Below are 17,342 nucleotides of genomic sequence, written 5' to 3'. Positions count from 1 at the left end.
CTAACGGATAGCGCGGCGGGGAAAAATCAACTCGTCAAACGTTTTAGCAACGTAGCGCCGGTCGCACGCTGCCGACCGCACATTATAGAAACGGACCGCAATGGATTCTCTCAACGATTTGAACGAGCGTGTTGACGCTTTTGTCGCCACCAGCTCCTTCGACACGCCCGCCGCGACGAACGACCAAGCCCCCATCGATGTTCCCGCCGAGGTTCACGAGGACATCGTCGCCTCGGTCGATTTCTCAGAGGTTGAGCTTGCGGACGAATTTACCGAGCCCCAGGTGGCCGTAACCCCCAGCGGCCTCTTGCCCATGGAGCCGCTGCCCATCGACGGGCGCCTGCGCAAGGCGGCCCTCCGCATGCCCGATGAGATCGAGGAGGCCAGCGGCTTTACGCTCTTTGGACGCCGCATCAAATCGCTCATCTACACCACCGACGTGGCGGTCATCCGCAACTCCAATGCCGACGCCGTGTTTGCCGTCTACCCCTTCACGCCGCAGCCCGCCATTACGCAGGCGCTGCTGACTGTTGCCGAGTGCCCGGTCTTTGTGGGCGTTGGCGGCGGTACCACCACCGGTAAGCGCTCCGTGCAGATGGCGGCCGTCTCCGAGATGCAAGGCGCGGCGGGCTGCGTGGTCAACTCCCCCGCTACCGCCGAGATGGTCGAGCACATCACCAACATCGCCGACATCCCCGTCATCGCCACGGTCGTTCGCTGCGATGACGATGCCCACGCCAAGGTGCGCGCCGGGGCCAAGATCCTCAACATCGCCGCCGGCAAAAACACACCCCAGGTCCTACGCGAGCTGCGAGAGCACTATCCCAGCCTGCCGCTCATCGCACCGGGTGGCAAGACGCCCGAGAGCATCCGCGAAACCATCGCCGCCGGCGCCAACGCTATCATCTGGACGCCGCCTTCGGCCCAGCAGCTGCAAACCGACATGATGGAGCGCTACCGCAAGATGAAGGAAGACGCCACGCCTGTCATCTCGCGCGACGATGTGCCCATTATCGACCAGGTCGCCGCCGCCGAGGTCAGCCAGGTCGAGAACATGAATCCCGACGTGCCGATTCCCGACGAGGTCATCGAGCGCGTCGCCTCGATCCACGATCATATCGAGGAGCGTCGCGCCAACCGCGGACTCAAGCCCTCGCTACACGGTTTCTTCTTCCGCGGAAAGAAACGCTAGCCGCAACAGCAAGGCCCGCCCCGCAAACAACGGGACGGGCCTTTTTCTGTTATCAAATGTCAGGAGGACAGGCGTAGCCGTTAAAACCGTCAGCCAGCCCACAAACGTTAGTCCACGCGCTTGTCGCCCATAAAGAAGAGCGCCACCGTACCAGGTCCGGTATGCGAGCCAATCAGAGCACCGATGTCATTAATCTCAATCTTGCCTTTAAGCTGCGGAACCTGTTCCTCGATCAGCGCCGCAACTGCCTCAGCATCCTCGCGACACGCCGAGTGCGACATGATGCACTTACCCGAATAATCCGCACCGCCCTGCACGTGTGCCATCATGGTCTTAGCCATCTCGGAAATCGCACGCTTCTTGGTGCGAATCTTCTCACGCGGCGCCAGCTCACCTTCGCAATCGACCGTCATAAGCGGGCAAATCTTGAGCGCCGTGCCGATGATCGCGCTCGCGGCCGAAATGCGACCGCCGCGCAGGTAGCTCGACAGATCGGTCGAGAAGAACCAGTGGTGCAGGTTGAGTTTATGCTCCTCAATCCAAGCGGCCGTCTCGTCGAGCGAAGCGCCGCCATCGCGAACGTCGGCGGCACATTCCGCCAGCAGGCCAAGGCCCGAAGACGCCGCCAGCGAATCGATGACGCGCACCTTGCCGCCCTGGGGATAGCGATCCGCGAGCATCTGCGCCGCAACGCAGGCCGATCCATACGTGCCCGAAATACCCGACGACAACGTCAGGTGCAGCACGTCTTTACCCTCGGCAACAAACGGCTCCCAAAACTCCTCGTACTCACCCACGCTCACCTGAGACGTCTTGGGCATGGCGCCCGCGGCAATCTGGGCAAAAAACTCGTCCGGCGTAATCGACTGATACAGATCATCCGTATAGACAACATCGTCGATCTCGTAATGAAAGCACACGACAGGAATATTGCGCGACGCAAAGAACTCACGGGTTCGATCGGCGGCGGATTCACAGGTCAGGACAAAATCACTCATATGAGGCTCCTTACTCATTGCTGCGCAAATTATCGCACAGCATGCGTGAATACGGTACAAATGTCCGTTATTTACCAAATTGAACCAAAGGTAGTGAACATCTTTACCGCCATCATCTCTAGCGATCCCGGAGGTATGCGCCTGCAAAAATGACCCCATGTCTCCACTCAACCGCCATATCTACCTTGACTAAATCGATTTAGCAAACCGTTCGGCCAACAATTCAATCTCCTAACCCCAATTGAAAGAAAAGCGGCGCATACTGATAAACGTTTGACGCTGTTTATCAGTTTTACCAACCACATCGGAAGGTGTTTCATGGTCGCATTCGATCGCAATCCGCAAGACTTCAAGTATCTGCGCCTGCTGTCGAGACAGTTCCCCACCGAGCAATCCGCATTCACCGAGATCATCAACCTCTCGGCCATCCTCAACCTGCCCAAGGGCACCGAGCATTTTATGAGCGATGTGCATGGCGAGTACGAAGCTTTTATGCACATCCTCAACAACTGCTCGGGCGTCGTGCGCGAGCATGTCGACGAAATCTTTGGCGACACGCTCTCCTTTAACGAAAAGGGCGAGCTGTGCACGCTCATCTACTACCCGCGCGAGAAGATCGATCTGGTCCGCAGCCGGCACGAGGACTCGCCCACCTGGTACAAGACCATGCTCAACCAGCTCATTGTGGTTGCCCGCTCGCTTTCGAGCCGCTACACCCGCTCCAAGGTACGTAAGGCCATCCCGCGCGATTACGCCTACATCATCGACGAGCTGCTGCACACGCATCCGGACGAGAACAACTACCGCGTGCGTTATCACGAGCGTATTATCGAATCCATCTTGGAGACCGCCAGCGCCGACGACTTTATCGAGTCGCTCGCCTCGCTCATCAAGCGCCTCGCCGTCGACCACCTGCACTTGGTGGGCGACATCTTCGACCGCGGCGGCGGCGCGGCCAAGATTATGGACCGCCTGCTCACCTATCATTCGCTCGATATTCAGTGGGGCAACCACGATCTGTTGTGGATGGGCGCCGCTGCCGGCGAGCCTGCCTGCATCGCCACGGTGCTACGCAACAACCTGCGCTACGACAACTACGAGATTCTCGAGAACGACTACGGCATCTCGCTGCGCGAGCTTGTCGCCTTTGCCAACGCTACCTATACCGCCGGCGAGCCCATCAGCCCGCTCATCAAAGCCATCAACGTTCTGCTCTTTAAGCTCGAGGGCCAGATTATCCAGCGCCACCCCGAGTTCGACATGGCCGACCGTCTTCTGCTCGACAAGGTCGATCACAACACCGGCACGGTCACCCTCGCCGACGGCAGCGTGTGGCCGCTCACGACCAACGACTTCCCCACCGTCGATCCGGCAGACCCCTACACGCTCACGCCCGAGGAGCAGCACATCATCGACAAGCTCGTGTCCGAGTTTGTCACCGCCGATCATCTGCATCGCCACATCGATTTCCTCTATACCCACGGCTCCATGTATAAGGTCGCCAACGGCAATCTGCTGTTCCACGGCTGCGTACCGCTCAACGAAGACGGCACCTTTAGCAGCATGAACTGCCTGGGTACCTGGCACGCCGGCCGCGATTATTTTGATTTTTGCGACTATATCGCCCGTCGCGCCTGGCGCGTCGGCGACCGCGATGCCCTCGACTGGATGTGGTACCTGTGGATCGGCTTTAACTCACCCGCCAGCGGACGCGTGGTGCGCACCTTCGAGCGCGCCTACATTGCCGACAAGAGCACGTGGGTCGAGCCGATGGACCCGTACTACACGCTCACCACGTCCTCGTCCGTTTGCGACGACATCATGCGGGAGTTTGGCGTCGCCCCCATGGCTTGCTCGCCGACGGGCCATATCATCAACGGCCATACGCCCGTCAAGACCACCAAGGGCGAGCAGCCCATCCGCGCCAACGGAAAGTTGCTGGTCATCGACGGCGGTTTCTGTCGCGCCTACCACCCCAAAACGGGCATCGCCGGTTACACGCTCATCTCGAGCTCGCGCGGATGCCGCCTTAAGTCGCACCAGGCCTTTACCAGCGTTGCCGAGGCGCTCACCCGCAACATCGATATCGAGAGCGAGACCAACCGCTTTGACGAGGCCGACCGGCGCCGCATGGTGAGCGACACCGATACCGGCGTCAAGATTCGCAGTCAGATCCAAGACCTGCGCCAGCTCCTCGATGCATATAGAAACGGTGCTATCGAGGAGCGAGCCTAGCCCCGCCTGCGGGGATTGGTTAAACTTGCTGGGTTTGTCATCCCCGCGGCGCCCCGGCGCCACCCTAAGGCAGGTACCATGCAAAAGCTCCTTGCGCAGATCATAAAGTTTGGCGTCGTCGGCGTCGTTGCCACCGTCATCGACTTTGGAATCATGAATCTGCTCCACTACGGCCTGGGCCTCAACATCTTGATCGCCAACACCAGCGGTTTTATCGTCTCGCTCATCTTTAACTACGTCGCGAGCATGAAGTACGTGTTTGCACACAAGGAGGGCATGAGCCGCCGCCGCGAGTTCATCATCTTTGTCGTGCTATCCGTTATTGGCCTGGCGCTCAACGACGGCATCGTGCTTGCCCTCAACGCCGGCCTGGGCCTCGAGGCCAATATCGCCAAGATTTGCGCTACCGCGCTCGTCATGGTCTACAACTTTGTAACGCGAAAGATCTTCCTAGAGGGCGAGCAGGCCAAATAGGTCGGCCTCCTCGTTGCACTACGGGGACCTGCGGATGACGCGCGTCAAGCGTAGCGTTGCCTGGGCCTTGCTCGTTTACGGGTAGATTTGCAACGTTTGCGGATTTCCACTTGAATATTTGGCGAGTTCGTATAGTTCTTGCCAAAGACCTTACGTTTGCCATGCAAAAGCTCTAAAGTATCTCGTTGCTCGATTCATCAACGCATTGGATGTGATTACGTGCGCAACGCGCTGGCACAACCTCATACCAAGCAGTTCCTCAAGTTCGCTGTCGTAGGTCTTATCTCCTTTGGCGTCGACTGGGGCATGCTTATTGCGCTCGTCGAGCTGTTTCACCTCGACTTTTTGATGAGCACGACGGTCTCGTTTACCACGTCCGTCGTGGTTAACTACTGGCTCAGCATGAAGTACGTGTTCGACCATCGCGAGGGCATGAGCCGTAAGCGCGAGTTCACGATCTTTACCATCCTGTCGGTGATCGGTCTGGGCCTCAACGACCTGTACATGTTTGTGGGCGTCACGTTTTTGAGCATCGGCTACCAGGCCATGAAGGCCATCGCCACGTTCCTGGTCACCTGGTACAACTACTTTAGCCGTCGCTTTTTCCTCGAAGGCGCACGGTCGTAGACGGCCCAACATAATCTCGCTTCGCAGCCGGTTGGAATTCTCGTTCCAACCGGTTTTTGTTTGCAGAGTCTGCCGAGGAAGGCGGGCTACGGTGCATGAATGGGACGCAGTTTCCCCATGAACGCCGTTCCGGAAAGTGTATCCCAGATTGCAGCCTCAGAATGGGATGCAGCTTCCGCAACGCCGTCCTAGCGGAAACTGTGTCCCGGAATCAGCCAACAGAACGGGACGCAGTTTCCAGATGAGCCCCCATGCGGAAAATCCATCCCGGAATGAGCCCCCAGAGCGGGACACGCTTTCCGAAACCCGCCCCATCGGGAAACCGTATCCCGGTCTGAGCGTGGATTCCGGGACGCAGTTTCCCGCGGACGCCGAAACGGAAAGCGCATCCCGTTATCGATGGCTAGAACGAGATACGCTTTCCCAATGGATGCTAATGCGGAAATTGCGTCCCGGAATTCACCTTCAGGGTGGGATGCAATTTCCGGTTGAGCCTCGATTGGGAAACGACGTCCCATTCGCATAAAAACGGGCGGCTCGGATGTTTGTCCGAACCGCCCGTTTGGCATGTTATGTCGAGGCATTTAGCCCGTTACGTAATACCAGACGACGCTGTCACCGTTGGAGAGAACGTAGTTGCTGCAAGCCGTGTTGGGCGTTACGCCGTTGACAGAGTACATCCAGCCGCTTGTACCACCGTGCTCCTTCTCGGCCAGGCCGCCGATAGCGGCGACATACGTGCCGTACGATGAGCCGTGCGCATTGACGGAAAGGCCCAGTGCACACAAAGCATCGTAGGCCGTAGCGCCCTCGTTGAAGGTGAACGTACCGCCAGAAGACACCGGGTTACCCACGGCACTCGACGTCACTGAGACCGTCACAGTAATGTAGCCAGGCTGCTGCGAGCCGCCCTGATTGCCAGCAGAGGCGTTGTCGCCGTTGGATACAGACCCACCGCCAGACACCGAGCCGCCGCCCGAAGAGGAGCCGTTTGAAGAACTCGATTCACCAGCGGATTCGGAGCCCTGTCCGGCAGACGCGTTGTTGGACTTCTTGCCGCCCTTGCCTTCGGACTTCTTCTCTTTCGAATCCTTGTCTGACTTCTCGTCCGAAGACTCGGAAGCGTCCTTGGAATCCGATTCATTCGAGTCCTTGGACTCAGAGTCCACAGCGTCAGAAGACGAGGAGCCCGCTGTCTCCGTCTTGCGAGAGACGATAGAGCCAGAGTCGGCAACGCTCCTCCCTGCCACGGCCCGAGCGATCCAATCGATGGACCAGGCGCCGCTGGCAGAAGGGTGAACAAAGCCCAGCGAGACGACAATCAGCGCGATGCAGACGGCCGTCAGAGAGCCAAGCAGCGCCTTGCGCCGAGGGGCGGACGCCGCCGAGGCGGCGCCCTTTTGCTTAGCATCGTCGAGCTGAATGAACGACGAGTCGGGTTGCTTGGAGTCGGCATCCTGAGGTTTATTGGACACAGCTCTCACCTACCGGCGCTTGGTAAACACGAACACGCCAATGACCGCAAGCCCGATCACGCCGGCCGCTACGCCGACAATGGCGAGCGGGTTGAAGCCAGACTCCTGTGCCAGAGCCTCGGCGGACTTCCTGGTGGTAGTCGTGGCAGCCGATCCCGTATCGGACTTGGAGCTGGACTTGCCGGACTTCTTGTCAGACTTCTTGCTGTCCTTCTTGTCGGACTTGTCGGAATCCTTCTTGGAATCCTTGCCGTCCTTGGTCTCGGTCTTGGTCGTGGTGGATACCGGCTTCTGGCCCGGAGCAACAGCACCGCCAGTCTGCTGGCCGTTTGTGCCGTTACCGGAGCCAGAACCAGCACCGGCATTACCCGAGCCGCCATTGCCGCCGTTGGAGCCAGAGTCACCGTTGCCGCCAGGGGTAACGGCATTCTTGGTCCACTTAGCGTAGAGCGTCATATCGGCCGTCACCGCAGCGCTAAAGTCATACGCCTCTGTACAAGCCTCGTCGGTATACCAACCAGCGAAGGTGTAGCCCTCGCGCGTCGGATCGGCAGGCTTGGTGACGGTCGAGCCAGAAGCAGGCGTCTGATCGCCAGTCGCAGAGCCGCCCCGAGAATCAAACTTAACGCGATGGGCCTGGGACTTCACACAGAACAAGTGACCTGAGTCGTTCGTGTAGTAAAGGTTACCGAACTCGTCGCAGACAACCGACGCCATGCAGTAGTTTGCATAACCAGAACCGGGAACAAACACTTCGGTCGCCTCGGCATCGCCCAGCCTGTACATGTACACGCCGCCGCCGCTCGTGTAATTAGGCCAGTTACCCTTGGCGCCGTTCAGGGTGAAGTACACGTACGTCTCGCCATCACGCGTCGAGACGAGCGGCGTGCTCTTCGATTCAAAGCCGAGCTCTTCGCCATCGGCTTTCGTAATCTGCTTCACGCTCATATCGGAAAGGTCGATGATCGAAAGCAGGCCCTTAGCCGTCCAATTGTTCGCAGTCGCACCGCAAATAAAGGCATATTTGCCGCTAAACACGGGCGTTGAAGTCGAGTATGGGGCAAACTGCACCTTCCCGGCCTCGGTAATAGAGCCATCCGAACCAATAGTCAGCTTGTGCAACGTGCCATCATCGCGCGTAACGGCGTATACATAGCCATCGTGGACGGTAAGCGCCGAGCGGATATTGCCACCAGATAGCTTAAACGAGGCGACAAGCTTCGACAGATCGGCGGAATACACGCGCACCTGGCCGAAGTCGCTGCCGACAACGTAGTAGCCATTTACCATCAGGCCGCCAGACCAGTAGTAACCTCCGTCAGCGACGGAGGCGCTACCGGCGATGGCGCCCGTGTGAATATTGATGCGCCTGACCGTACCGTTTTGCACGTCATTGCCATTGGCAGACCAATAATCAAGGGTGTTGATATAGACGTAGTCGCCGTCAACGGTCAACGAAGACAGGTTCTGCTTCGTAAACGCATCGGAATACCAAAGCGTCTCAAACGTTTTCGCCGAAACAGCCTGCAGATAGCCACCGGAAAGCGGAATCAGAATGATGCCCTGCGCAATAACGGGACGGCAGGTGCTATCCAAGGAAGAGCCAAGCTCAAGCGAGCGTACGACGGAACCCGTCTCGGGGTCGATCTCATTCAGAACGGCATTCCACGTCTTTCCGCCCCACACCGAAGCGCCCGTGACAAGGTACACCTTTCCGTTCGCGACAATGGGGTCAGACGCAGAGGCGCTTGCGCCTGCCTTCTGCTGCTCTTCGGTTAAAAGGTTGAGCGCCCAGGAAGGCGTATCGGTCTTTGTCGTAGGCGTAAGGGCATCCGTTGCGGATCCCGAGCCACCGTTCGCAAAGCCATTCCATGCCGTATCGACATCGGGATGCTCAGCCCCAGGATTGGTGGCAGGCGCCGACGAAGGCTTCTGTATGCCATCGCCCTTAACGTAACGGAACTCGACGCAATCGCCGTTCTTAAGGCAATAGCTCGAGGCGCCGAAGTTCGCAAACCCATTGTTTACGTAAAACGACCAGAAGCTGTACGGCGCGGCGCTCGTTGTGCCCAGCACGCGGCCATCGGGCATCGTCGCACTCGTAAGACCCAAGGCGTTTGCCACAAGGTTCGTACAACCGGCAGCCGTCATAAGCTGCTCGAGTACCGACTCGGCCGTCGTGTCATCGTCGGCGGGAAGCGTAAGCTCGGTCAAGGGCACCACCGATTGCTCGGTGTAGTTGCCGTCGGCATCACTTGCGGAGACGCCCGTGACCTTGGCCGTCACCGTAATGGTCTTGCCCTCGTTCGGGTTGTCGAGCCCCGTCGTTCCCTTGACGTTTACCGTCGCAGAAACATCCAAGCCGGCAAGCACCGCGTAGTCCGAGTTGTCGGGATAGCGCTCGGCATAACGGGCAAAACGCTCGCTCTTCAGACGGCCGCTAATCGTGACTTTCGTGTTGTATTCGGGCTGAGTGAGGATAAGGTTCTCATGCGCGATAACCCTCGGTTTGCTCGACTTGAGCAAACGATAGGTGTTCTCCGTGCCACCGGGGAGCTCACTAAACACGAAGCCGTAATGTCCCGAAGCCTCTTCGGTGGAATAGCACCAATTAACCGCATATCCCTGGCCATACACCTTAAGCGGTGCATGCAGGTTGCCCGTCACGCTGGAGGCATTTTGGCCATCAAGAATACCCAAGTAGAACGAAGACTTCGCAAGGCTCAGGTGGAACAACTCGGCATTGAGCTCGTCCTGATTCTGCGGAGAAATCGCAAAGTCGAGGGTCCTGCTTGCCGTGACTTCGGCGTTGGACTTATCGGTCACCGTAAGGGTGACTTTGGTCTTCGCTGCCTCGGCGCCAGGCAGCGGCTGATAGACCGTACCCTTGTAACCGTTAAACGTGATGTCATCGGTGCTGGCGGAGTACTCGACCTTGTAATACTTGCCGTCGACGCCAAGGTTCTTGGGCTGTGGCATTTGCAGGTCGGCGGTTAGGCCGTCCTTGTCGGCAACCGTTTTGGTGCCGTAGTACTTGATATTGTCGTAGGTAAAGGCCGCATCGACCTTTGCCTGCAGGTCGGCCTTGTCGGATGCAACCTTATCGGGGTCGCCCTTGACGGTCACCGTGAAGTCGTGCGATCCGGCAAGCTTGATGTCGCCATTCGTAACCGTAACCTTGGCGGTCAGCGTCACGTCTCGGTCGCTCGATGCGCGCGAGACCGTACCCGTCTTATCTTCCCAGCTAACACCAGAAACAGACAGGCGCTCGGTGTCGGAGCTTGTCCATTCAACAGAGAATTTCTTTGCGGAACCCGCCTTGTGCGGAAGCGTGACATTTTGGGTCACGCCATCGGCGGACTCGCCCGCCGCGTAGCCAATCTGCAGGGATTCGGCAGCACTGTCAAGAAGGTCTTGCAGCTTAGCCTCGTCCCAAGCAACCTGCACCGTCTTGTTGGGCTTGTAGCGCACGGTCTCGCCATTACGCGACAGCACGAACGTCACTTCGGCACCGCGCAGACCATCGATATAGCTGCCGGTGTAATCGTTAGGATCGATGTAGAAGAACGTCACATCGCCGTTGGTCTTATCCTGGGCGTCGGAGATACCGACCGTGGCCTTGGCATCCTCTACCTTAAAGAGCACGCCGCCCTCGGAGACCTTAACGTCAACGTCGGTAAATCCCAGATTGGCAAGCTGCGCCTTCAGGACATCGTTGACGTTGCCGCCCTCGGCGCTGTAGTCAACAACGATTTGCTTGTTGGCATCGTTGAGCTTTTGGACTGCAGCCTCGAGCGAGTCCGCGGCGATAACCTTGTTGGCGGAGACGAGCTCGACCGTCGAGCTACCGCTCGTGGCGACAGCCTTCAGATACTTGCCCGCGGCAGAAGCCGAGACCGTCGCCTCGGCGCCCGACATATCGGACAGCAGCGTCCAGTCGGCCGCCGGAGCCTTCGCATCGTCGGCCGCATACCAAGAGATATCGGCGCTGTCGGCAGAAAGCTTAACGCCGTTAGTGGTCGAGCCGTTAGTGGTCGAGCCCTCGACGCGCTTAGCGTACACATCGGCAGAGACGCTATCGCCCGCGACAAGGTTGGTCGACTTGCTCTGGAGCTGAGGCGTGCTCACGACGCGCAGCAGGTTATACTCCCCCACCGGCAGCACCGTGTCCCTAGAGGTCCACGTAACGGTGTTGTCGAGCGCCGAGGCCTCGAGCTTGAGGGATTTGCCCACAAGCGCATCGGTGATAGTCAGCGCACCAGTGGAGGCGTCAAGGTTATCGGTGACCTTGGTCCAATTAGCGTCATCGGCGCCCTTGGCATACCAGGTGACGGTCAGCTTGGCGTCATCGGGCAGAGCGGAATCCGACCAACTCGAAGAGTCGGGGATACGGACCTTGGGCGTAAGCGTCGTGCCCACGTTGAGCGTAGCCGTCGAAGCCTCTGCCGGCTCGACAGATTTAAGCGTGTACTGACCGGCAAGCGTCACCGGACCCACGGGGTCAACCGAGGTGGTGCTGCCGTAGTACTTCTTCTGTGTGCTCTTAACGGAGTTTTCACTCGTGGCGATCACGCGGATGTACTTGCCCACCATATCGGCCGCAACCGTATAGCTGGCAGAGTCGGCGGCACCGTCGATATTCTTGAACGCGGCGTCGGACGTCGACTTGGCGTCGGCGTACTGCCACTGGTAATGGACCGTATCGGTAGAGCCGACACTCGTAGAGGAGTTGCCCTTGGTCGCCTTAGCCGTGAGCACGTTGCCCACATGCACGGCCCCAGTAGAAGAAGCGCCCTCGACCGTAACGCCGTACAGCTCGACCGCGCCAGCCTCCGAAACAGGACCAACGGCAACGTAAGGAGTAGTCTCGCCAGAAGCGCTCGTAGCTTTGGCAACGAGGTATTTGCCAAACAGGTCAGCCGTAACCGTAAAAGTACGACTCGTTGCCCCAGTGATTTTATTGGTGCAAGCGCTAACGGAACTCGAGTCGCCGTAGTACCACTGCCAGGAAACGCGAGAGTCCGCGGAGACGTCCGTTGTACCCGACTTCGCCGTTGCAGAAATCACATCTCCGGCGTAAACCTTACCGCTCTTATCGAGGGTGACGCTCGAAACACTGACGCTATCGGCGGCGGTGACCAGAGTCGTCCCGAGATTAGCATATGAGTCGCCACCCGCTTTAGGTGTCACCACGCAACGGACAGACTTACCGGCATACTCGGCAAGCTTTAGGGTCTGCTCAGTAGCGCCGGGAATAGCGGTGTAATCCGAGTCTTTCCTGCTCTGTTTAGGACCCTCTTGCCACTGATAACTGAGATCGGATGAATCAATTTCGGTCCTAGCCCCATTAACTTTTTGAAAGGCATGGACCAAAATCGTATCCGACGTAGTGTAACCGGCATAAGACTGCTCGCCGGTCGATAGGTTCTCGAACGTTAGAGAGAAAATCGTAAGTGCGTCATCGCTCTGCACCGCGACGGCGCTGCTCCCCGCTGCGCTCTGGACAGCACTCGGCTGCGGTGCGCTCGACTGCTCGGAGGTCGCAACGGTACCGGAAGACGCGGCGGCATCCGTACCGGCAGCATCGGCGTCACCCTCGCCGGCAGCCTGCTCCTCCGCCGACTTCGTCTCCGCAGTCTGCGTCACGGCCTCGGCGATGCCCTCGGCGCCCTCGGCCCAAAGTTGCGCCGGCGTGGTGCCAAAAGCCATGGCAAAAGCCAGGAACGCCACCAGACCGCGCTTGGCTATGCCGCGGGCAATCGCTCCATGACGACGCCACGAGGCGCGCTGGCACTCGTCCTCAAACATATCCATTTGTCTCCTATTGTCTAAACTTGGAACATTGCCCAGCGGCTGCCCCACGTCATCGCGCACATTGCGCTCGAGTACCCCCATCGGGGTCCCCCCTTCCCTCCAGAGCCCAACGCGTACCGGCGGCATGCGCCGCGGCCGCGTACAAGATGGGAGGCGATCCGACTTAACCTTACCGACCCGGGCGCGCCGTCCGATCTGCGACGCGGCCATCCCGGGCCAAGAGGAATTACGGTTACTGGTACAGCCGGGGACTTGCACCCCGATTCTCCCAAACGCGCAGGAAACCCGCGCATTCGTGCGTCTCCGCACCACCATCTAGGCCATCGATTATTACTGTCGATATGGTAGCACGCAAAAGGGCCCCGCACACAGGCAAAGCCCAAGGTAAAAGCTATGGTTTGCAATAGGAAGGACTGTCATCGGACCTTGCAAGAACAGCCCGTTTCAAAACTATGCCGGTTTACGGGGCTAATTCAGCACTTCGCAACCATATCTGCCATTTTCGAAAACCAACGACTCATCTACCTGCGGTTTTAAAAGCGCGAATTTCGGTATGCTCGAGGTTCGGCGCTCCAGCCCCGTAAACCGGCATAGTTTTGTTCGGACCAGCCCACGCCGGCGCGACGCAAGGCAAAATGATCCGTTTTCCTCCGTCCCCCAGGGGCCATTAACGCTTGCCGCCGTGACTGTTACGCCAGATCTCGCGGCCCAGCATCAGCGCCAGCACCAGCGCACTCACGTAGCCCATAAAGCCAATGACCGGAATACCGAACACAACCGGCTCGATGCGCGCGTAGTACACCACCGACGAGCCGATAAACAGGCCGGCGATCACAATTGCCATCGACATGCGGTCGATAATTCCACCCAGCTGTCGCAGCGCCTTATCGCTGCTCATAATCTGCGTGTTCACCTTAAGCTGGCCGCGCGTGAGCATGCGCGACGCCAAGCCCAGATACTCGGCCGCCTCGAGCGAGCCTTTTGCCGCGCGATAGCTGCTCGCGGCAAGATCGTGCCCCATTTCGCGGACGCGCGCATAGGTGCTCTTCTCGTTTTTGATGTGCGCCTGGATGATCTGGATCATATTGACGTTGGGCATGTACTCGGTCAGCAGACCCTCGAGCGTCACCATGCCACGGGCGAACATCGTCACCACGCTCGGCAGCTCAACGTCGTTTTTGCGCGCCAGATTTAACAGCGAGGTCAAAAACTCGCCAATATCCAGGTCCTTAAGGTCGAGCCCTGCAAAGTCGGCGACGATAAAGTCCAAGTCGGACAAAAAGGCCGAATGGTCGAGCTCGGCAGAATCGCCGCGCGTCACGGCAAAGCGCATAAGCGAATCCTTGAGCTTGGGAACGTCGCCTTCGGCCACGGCGAAAATCATGTCCTTGACGATACCGCGGTCGTGACTCGACATGCGCCCGACCATGCCAAGGTCGATAAAGTAGACGATGCCGTCTTTGAGGATGATGTTTCCCGCATGCGGGTCGGCATGGAAAAAGCCGTCGTCGAGCACCTGCGTCGAGTAATCCTCGACAATCGCGGCGCCAATCTTTTCCAAGTCATAACCCTCGGCCACCAGGCGCTCGGGATCGGCAATGGAGATGCCGTCAATGTAGTCCATGACCACGACGTGTTCGGTGCAAAGGTCCAAGTAGGATTTGGGACACGAGACGCCATGCACGCTTTTGTGGAAGTCATAGAAATCGTTGAGGTTTTTGGCCTCGGCCAAAAAGTTGGTCTCCTCGCGAAACGAGGTCCACAGCTCTTCGACCACGCCATGCAGGTCCACAAACTGGTCGGTGTTGACGAACTTGGAAACGATGCGTACCACCGAGCGAATGATGTCGATATCCTGAGCCATCACCTGCTGCGCGCCGGGGCGCTGCACCTTAACGGCCACGTCCTCGCCGGTCACCAGACGGGCGCGGTGCACCTGCGCGAGCGACGCGCTACCGAGCGGGTTGGGGTCAATCGCGTCGAATATCTGCCCCAGGCGCTGGCCGTATTCCTCTTCCAAACAGCGGAGCACTACCTCATACGGCACCGGCTCTACGTCGGAGCGCAGACGGCGCAGCTCGTCGCAAAACCGCTGCGGCAAAATCTCGGAGCGGTTGGCCAGAATCTGCCCCATCTTAACGAACATGGGACCGAGCTCTTCGAGCAGACGACGCAGGCGCACCGGCGTAAGGTTGTCCCACACGCGGTACTTTTTGATCAGGCGAACGATCTGCCCAATGCGCTCACGACGACCTGCCGGCGTGAGCTGGTATTCCTCGTCCGGCGCCATCGCGTCGGGCTCCTCAGGGACCATATCGACAGCGCGCGGCTTCTTGCGAGCGCCCGAGACGGCGGCCTCGACCTCGTCGACAACCGCCGCCTCGTCACCCAAGGGATCTTGATTGTTGTAATCGGTGGTGGAATCTGCCATCTGCGCTGCTACTCGGCCTCTTCGGCGTCCTCTGCATCGTCGGGCTCAACGGACTCGACGGGCACCGAGGTCACGTTGTCCTCGACCGAATCGACGATGTCGCGCACATGGGCCAAAAAGGCCGTGCGCTCGGGGGCGGTCATGACGCGCACGCGGGCGAGGATGAGCTCGTCGAGCACGCGCTGGGCCGCAGTCTCGCCCTGCATGCCCAGGCGCTCGGTCAGGTCGGAGATGGTACCGCCGGCCTGCTCGAACATGTCGGACACGCTGCGGGCGATATCGGGAGTGCCGGCGTCCTTGCGCACCTGCTCGCCCTTGGCATTGAGGTCGTCGAGGACCTTCTTGCCGCCCTCGACGGCAACGGCGGCGGCGCCGAAGCCCACGTTGATGGCACCGTTAACAAGCTGATCGAATTTCATAACCATGGTTGGCTCCAATCGTGAACAACTTCATTGGCCTACTTGTACCCAAGATTGAGCAAACGACACAAAATCGTTTGTCACCGGGATAGAAATCGAGCGAGGCAAAGCCTTTGACGGCGTTTGCCCCGCTCGCTCGTTGCAAGGTTATCTTTACCTTACGTTATCGTTCATCGCGAAGGAATTCTTCATGGCACAGCTCGTGGTGTAGAGCACCTTGCCCAACAGGGCATCGGTCTCCACGCGCACAAGCTCGGCAAAGGCCTCGTTGGCGCGGGCGAGCTCGGCGGGCACCTCGGCCTCGGGCAGTACGGCGACAACGGCGTCGACGTCGTGAATCTGCTTGTGGCCCATGCCGCCGACCTTCTCCTGATAATCCTCGACCGCGCGACCGCACTCATGGAAGCGGACATCGGCCAAGGCGCCAATCAGGCGATTTGCCCAATAGAAATTCTCGGACGTCACGCGAGCCTGCGTGTCGGCATAGTACTCGGGCATGGTCTCGACATTGGCGTACAGCGGCACAAGCGCGTTAAACGAGTTGGAGCCAAACGCCATCCACTGCACGGCGCGATACGCCGGCTGCGCATAGGGGCGCAGCTGCAGCACGGCGAGCTGGCTGTTGCGGTTGATGCCGATGGGACGATAGGCGCCGCGCGTGGCGGGCGTGCCCTTGCTGCCGTAGCAGTCGAACTCCGTGCCCTGGTAGTGGCTCGAAAGCACGTACTTGATGTCCTCGAGGGTCACCTTGCGCTCGGGCACGCGACTCCAGGGAATGTCGTCGCTCTCGGGCGTGTAGTCGGCGTCGGGACCGTCCCACACATCGCTGGGGTTGAGGCAGCGCTGCATGTACCAGGCGCGCGGTGTGTTGTAGACGTGGTCGCTGTCGCTGTGCGAGCCAAAGGCCTCGCGCGGGTTAAAGACCGCGGCGGGACCGTCGCCCTTAACGCCCAGCGTCAGGTCCAGATGCCACTCGGCCATCCAGGTGCGTAGGTCGGCCGAGCACATGTGGTCGACCTGCGCGCCCTCGGCGTCGTCCAAGTCAAAGCTGTCGATACCCAGCTGGTTGGGCATGGTCACATAGGCGTCGTCGGGTACGCGCTTGGCGATCCAGTGGTGGCCGCCGATGGTCTCGAGCCACCAGATCTCGTCAACGTCGCTAAAGGCGATGCCGTTGTTCTCGTAGGTGCCGTAGCGCTCGAGCAGGTCGCCCAGAATGCGCACACCGTCGCGGGCGGACTTGGCGTATGGCAGCACCAGGGTCACCATGTCCTCCTCGCCCAAACCGCCGGGCTGCGCCGGCACATAGCCGTCCTCGCCCTCGTTACCCTTGGCGGGCACGTAGTCCACGAGCGGATCGGCGCCGCGGACGCGCTCGTTGGTGGTGAGCGTCTCGGTTGCGGACATGCCAACATTGAGCTCGTTGAAGCCGGCCTCGGCCCAAATGCCATGACCCGGGACAACGTCGGGGACGCTTGTGTAACGCATGGGATTGTCGGGCAGCTCAACGGTCAGGTGGCTCAGGACACTCGTGTAGACACGCGGCTGCTCGTCGGGATGCACTACGCGCATGCGCTTGGGCTCAAACACCCCATTGGGCGAGTCCTCGTTGCGGGCAACCAGCGTCGACCCGTCATAGCTCGCGTTCTTACCGACCAAAATCGTTGTGCACGGCAT

Annotated in this window: 10 protein-coding genes; 4 read left to right on the top strand and 6 right to left on the bottom strand. The window is 59.3% G+C overall.

All coding sequences use genetic code 11. The features are described from left to right. Nucleotides 1-100: 100 nt before the first annotated feature. A complete protein-coding gene (locus ACTQ48_RS01390) occupies nucleotides 101-1,192 on the top strand; it encodes a hypothetical protein (protein WP_427728970.1) in 1,092 nt (363 codons plus the stop codon). A gap of 107 nt (nucleotides 1,193-1,299) precedes the next feature. Here ACTQ48_RS01390 and ACTQ48_RS01385 read toward each other — a convergent pair whose 3' ends face one another. Beyond that, nucleotides 1,300-2,190, bottom strand: a complete 891-nt coding sequence (locus tag ACTQ48_RS01385; RefSeq protein ID WP_441559512.1) for a DegV family protein — start codon at nucleotides 2,188-2,190, stop codon at nucleotides 1,300-1,302. A 318-nt stretch (nucleotides 2,191-2,508) separates the two neighbouring features. On the opposite strand from ACTQ48_RS01385, the gene ACTQ48_RS01380 reads away from it, so the two are divergent. The 3 genes from ACTQ48_RS01380 to ACTQ48_RS01370 all read left to right on the top strand — a co-directional run bounded on the left by ACTQ48_RS01380 (nucleotide 2,509) and on the right by ACTQ48_RS01370 (nucleotide 5,526). Beyond that, nucleotides 2,509-4,425, top strand: coding sequence for a fructose-1,6-bisphosphatase (locus ACTQ48_RS01380; RefSeq protein ID WP_441569931.1), 1,917 nt, complete (start codon nucleotides 2,509-2,511; stop codon nucleotides 4,423-4,425). A gap of 78 nt (nucleotides 4,426-4,503) precedes the next feature. Next, nucleotides 4,504-4,899: a GtrA family protein gene (locus ACTQ48_RS01375; protein WP_427719820.1), complete on the top strand. Its 396-nt coding sequence runs from the start codon at nucleotides 4,504-4,506 to the stop codon at nucleotides 4,897-4,899. Between the two features lie 219 nt (nucleotides 4,900-5,118). Next, nucleotides 5,119-5,526, top strand: a complete 408-nt coding sequence (locus ACTQ48_RS01370; protein ID WP_370450581.1) for a GtrA family protein — start codon at nucleotides 5,119-5,121, stop codon at nucleotides 5,524-5,526. Between the two features lie 584 nt (nucleotides 5,527-6,110). Here ACTQ48_RS01370 and ACTQ48_RS01365 read toward each other — a convergent pair. The 5 genes from ACTQ48_RS01365 to ACTQ48_RS01345 all read right to left on the bottom strand — a co-directional run bounded on the left by ACTQ48_RS01365 (nucleotide 6,111) and on the right by ACTQ48_RS01345 (nucleotide 17,342). Further along, complete coding sequence (locus ACTQ48_RS01365) at nucleotides 6,111-7,001, bottom strand: DUF4430 domain-containing protein (protein ID WP_441569930.1); 891 nt, start codon at nucleotides 6,999-7,001, stop codon at nucleotides 6,111-6,113. A 9-nt stretch (nucleotides 7,002-7,010) separates the two neighbouring features. Beyond that, nucleotides 7,011-12,815 (bottom strand): InlB B-repeat-containing protein, encoded by a 5,805-nt coding sequence (locus ACTQ48_RS01360; RefSeq protein ID WP_441569929.1) that lies wholly within the window; start codon nucleotides 12,813-12,815, stop codon nucleotides 7,011-7,013. A 667-nt stretch (nucleotides 12,816-13,482) separates the two neighbouring features. Next, on the bottom strand, nucleotides 13,483-15,246 hold the full coding sequence (locus ACTQ48_RS01355) for an ABC1 kinase family protein (RefSeq protein WP_441569928.1): 1,764 nt from the start codon (nucleotides 15,244-15,246) through the stop codon (nucleotides 13,483-13,485). Between the two features lie 8 nt (nucleotides 15,247-15,254). Continuing rightward, a complete protein-coding gene (locus ACTQ48_RS01350) occupies nucleotides 15,255-15,671 on the bottom strand; it encodes a hypothetical protein (RefSeq protein ID WP_154515830.1) in 417 nt (138 codons plus the stop codon). A gap of 147 nt (nucleotides 15,672-15,818) precedes the next feature. Next, nucleotides 15,819-17,342 carry a C69 family dipeptidase gene (locus tag ACTQ48_RS01345; RefSeq protein ID WP_441569927.1) on the bottom strand — a complete coding sequence of 508 codons (1,524 nt, stop codon included), beginning with the start codon at nucleotides 17,340-17,342 and terminating at the stop codon, nucleotides 15,819-15,821.

It is taken from the genome of Collinsella sp. Sow4_E3, from assembly GCF_052116285.1.
Lineage (GTDB): Bacteria > Actinomycetota > Coriobacteriia > Coriobacteriales > Coriobacteriaceae > Collinsella.
The sequence above is the reverse complement of the archived record's forward strand: the minus strand, read 5'-3'. Positions and strand labels throughout refer to the sequence as shown.

Excerpts from the sequence above, each read along its gene's own strand:
- ACTQ48_RS01380 (WP_441569931.1), top strand. The coding sequence starts at position 2,509 with ATGGTCGCATTCGATCGCAATCCGCAAGACTTCAAGTATCTGCGCCTG.
- ACTQ48_RS01390 (WP_427728970.1), top strand. The coding sequence starts at position 101 with ATGGATTCTCTCAACGATTTGAACGAGCGTGTTGACGCTTTTGTCGCC.
- ACTQ48_RS01350 (WP_154515830.1), bottom strand. The coding sequence starts at position 15,671 with ATGGTTATGAAATTCGATCAGCTTGTTAACGGTGCCATCAACGTGGGC.
- ACTQ48_RS01375 (WP_427719820.1), top strand. The coding sequence starts at position 4,504 with ATGCAAAAGCTCCTTGCGCAGATCATAAAGTTTGGCGTCGTCGGCGTC.
- ACTQ48_RS01355 (WP_441569928.1), bottom strand. The coding sequence starts at position 15,246 with ATGGCAGATTCCACCACCGATTACAACAATCAAGATCCCTTGGGTGAC.
- ACTQ48_RS01360 (WP_441569929.1), bottom strand. The coding sequence starts at position 12,815 with ATGGATATGTTTGAGGACGAGTGCCAGCGCGCCTCGTGGCGTCGTCAT.
- ACTQ48_RS01385 (WP_441559512.1), bottom strand. The coding sequence starts at position 2,190 with ATGAGTGATTTTGTCCTGACCTGTGAATCCGCCGCCGATCGAACCCGT.
- ACTQ48_RS01345 (WP_441569927.1), bottom strand. The coding sequence starts at position 17,342 with ATGCCGTGCACAACGATTTTGGTCGGTAAGAACGCGAGCTATGACGGG.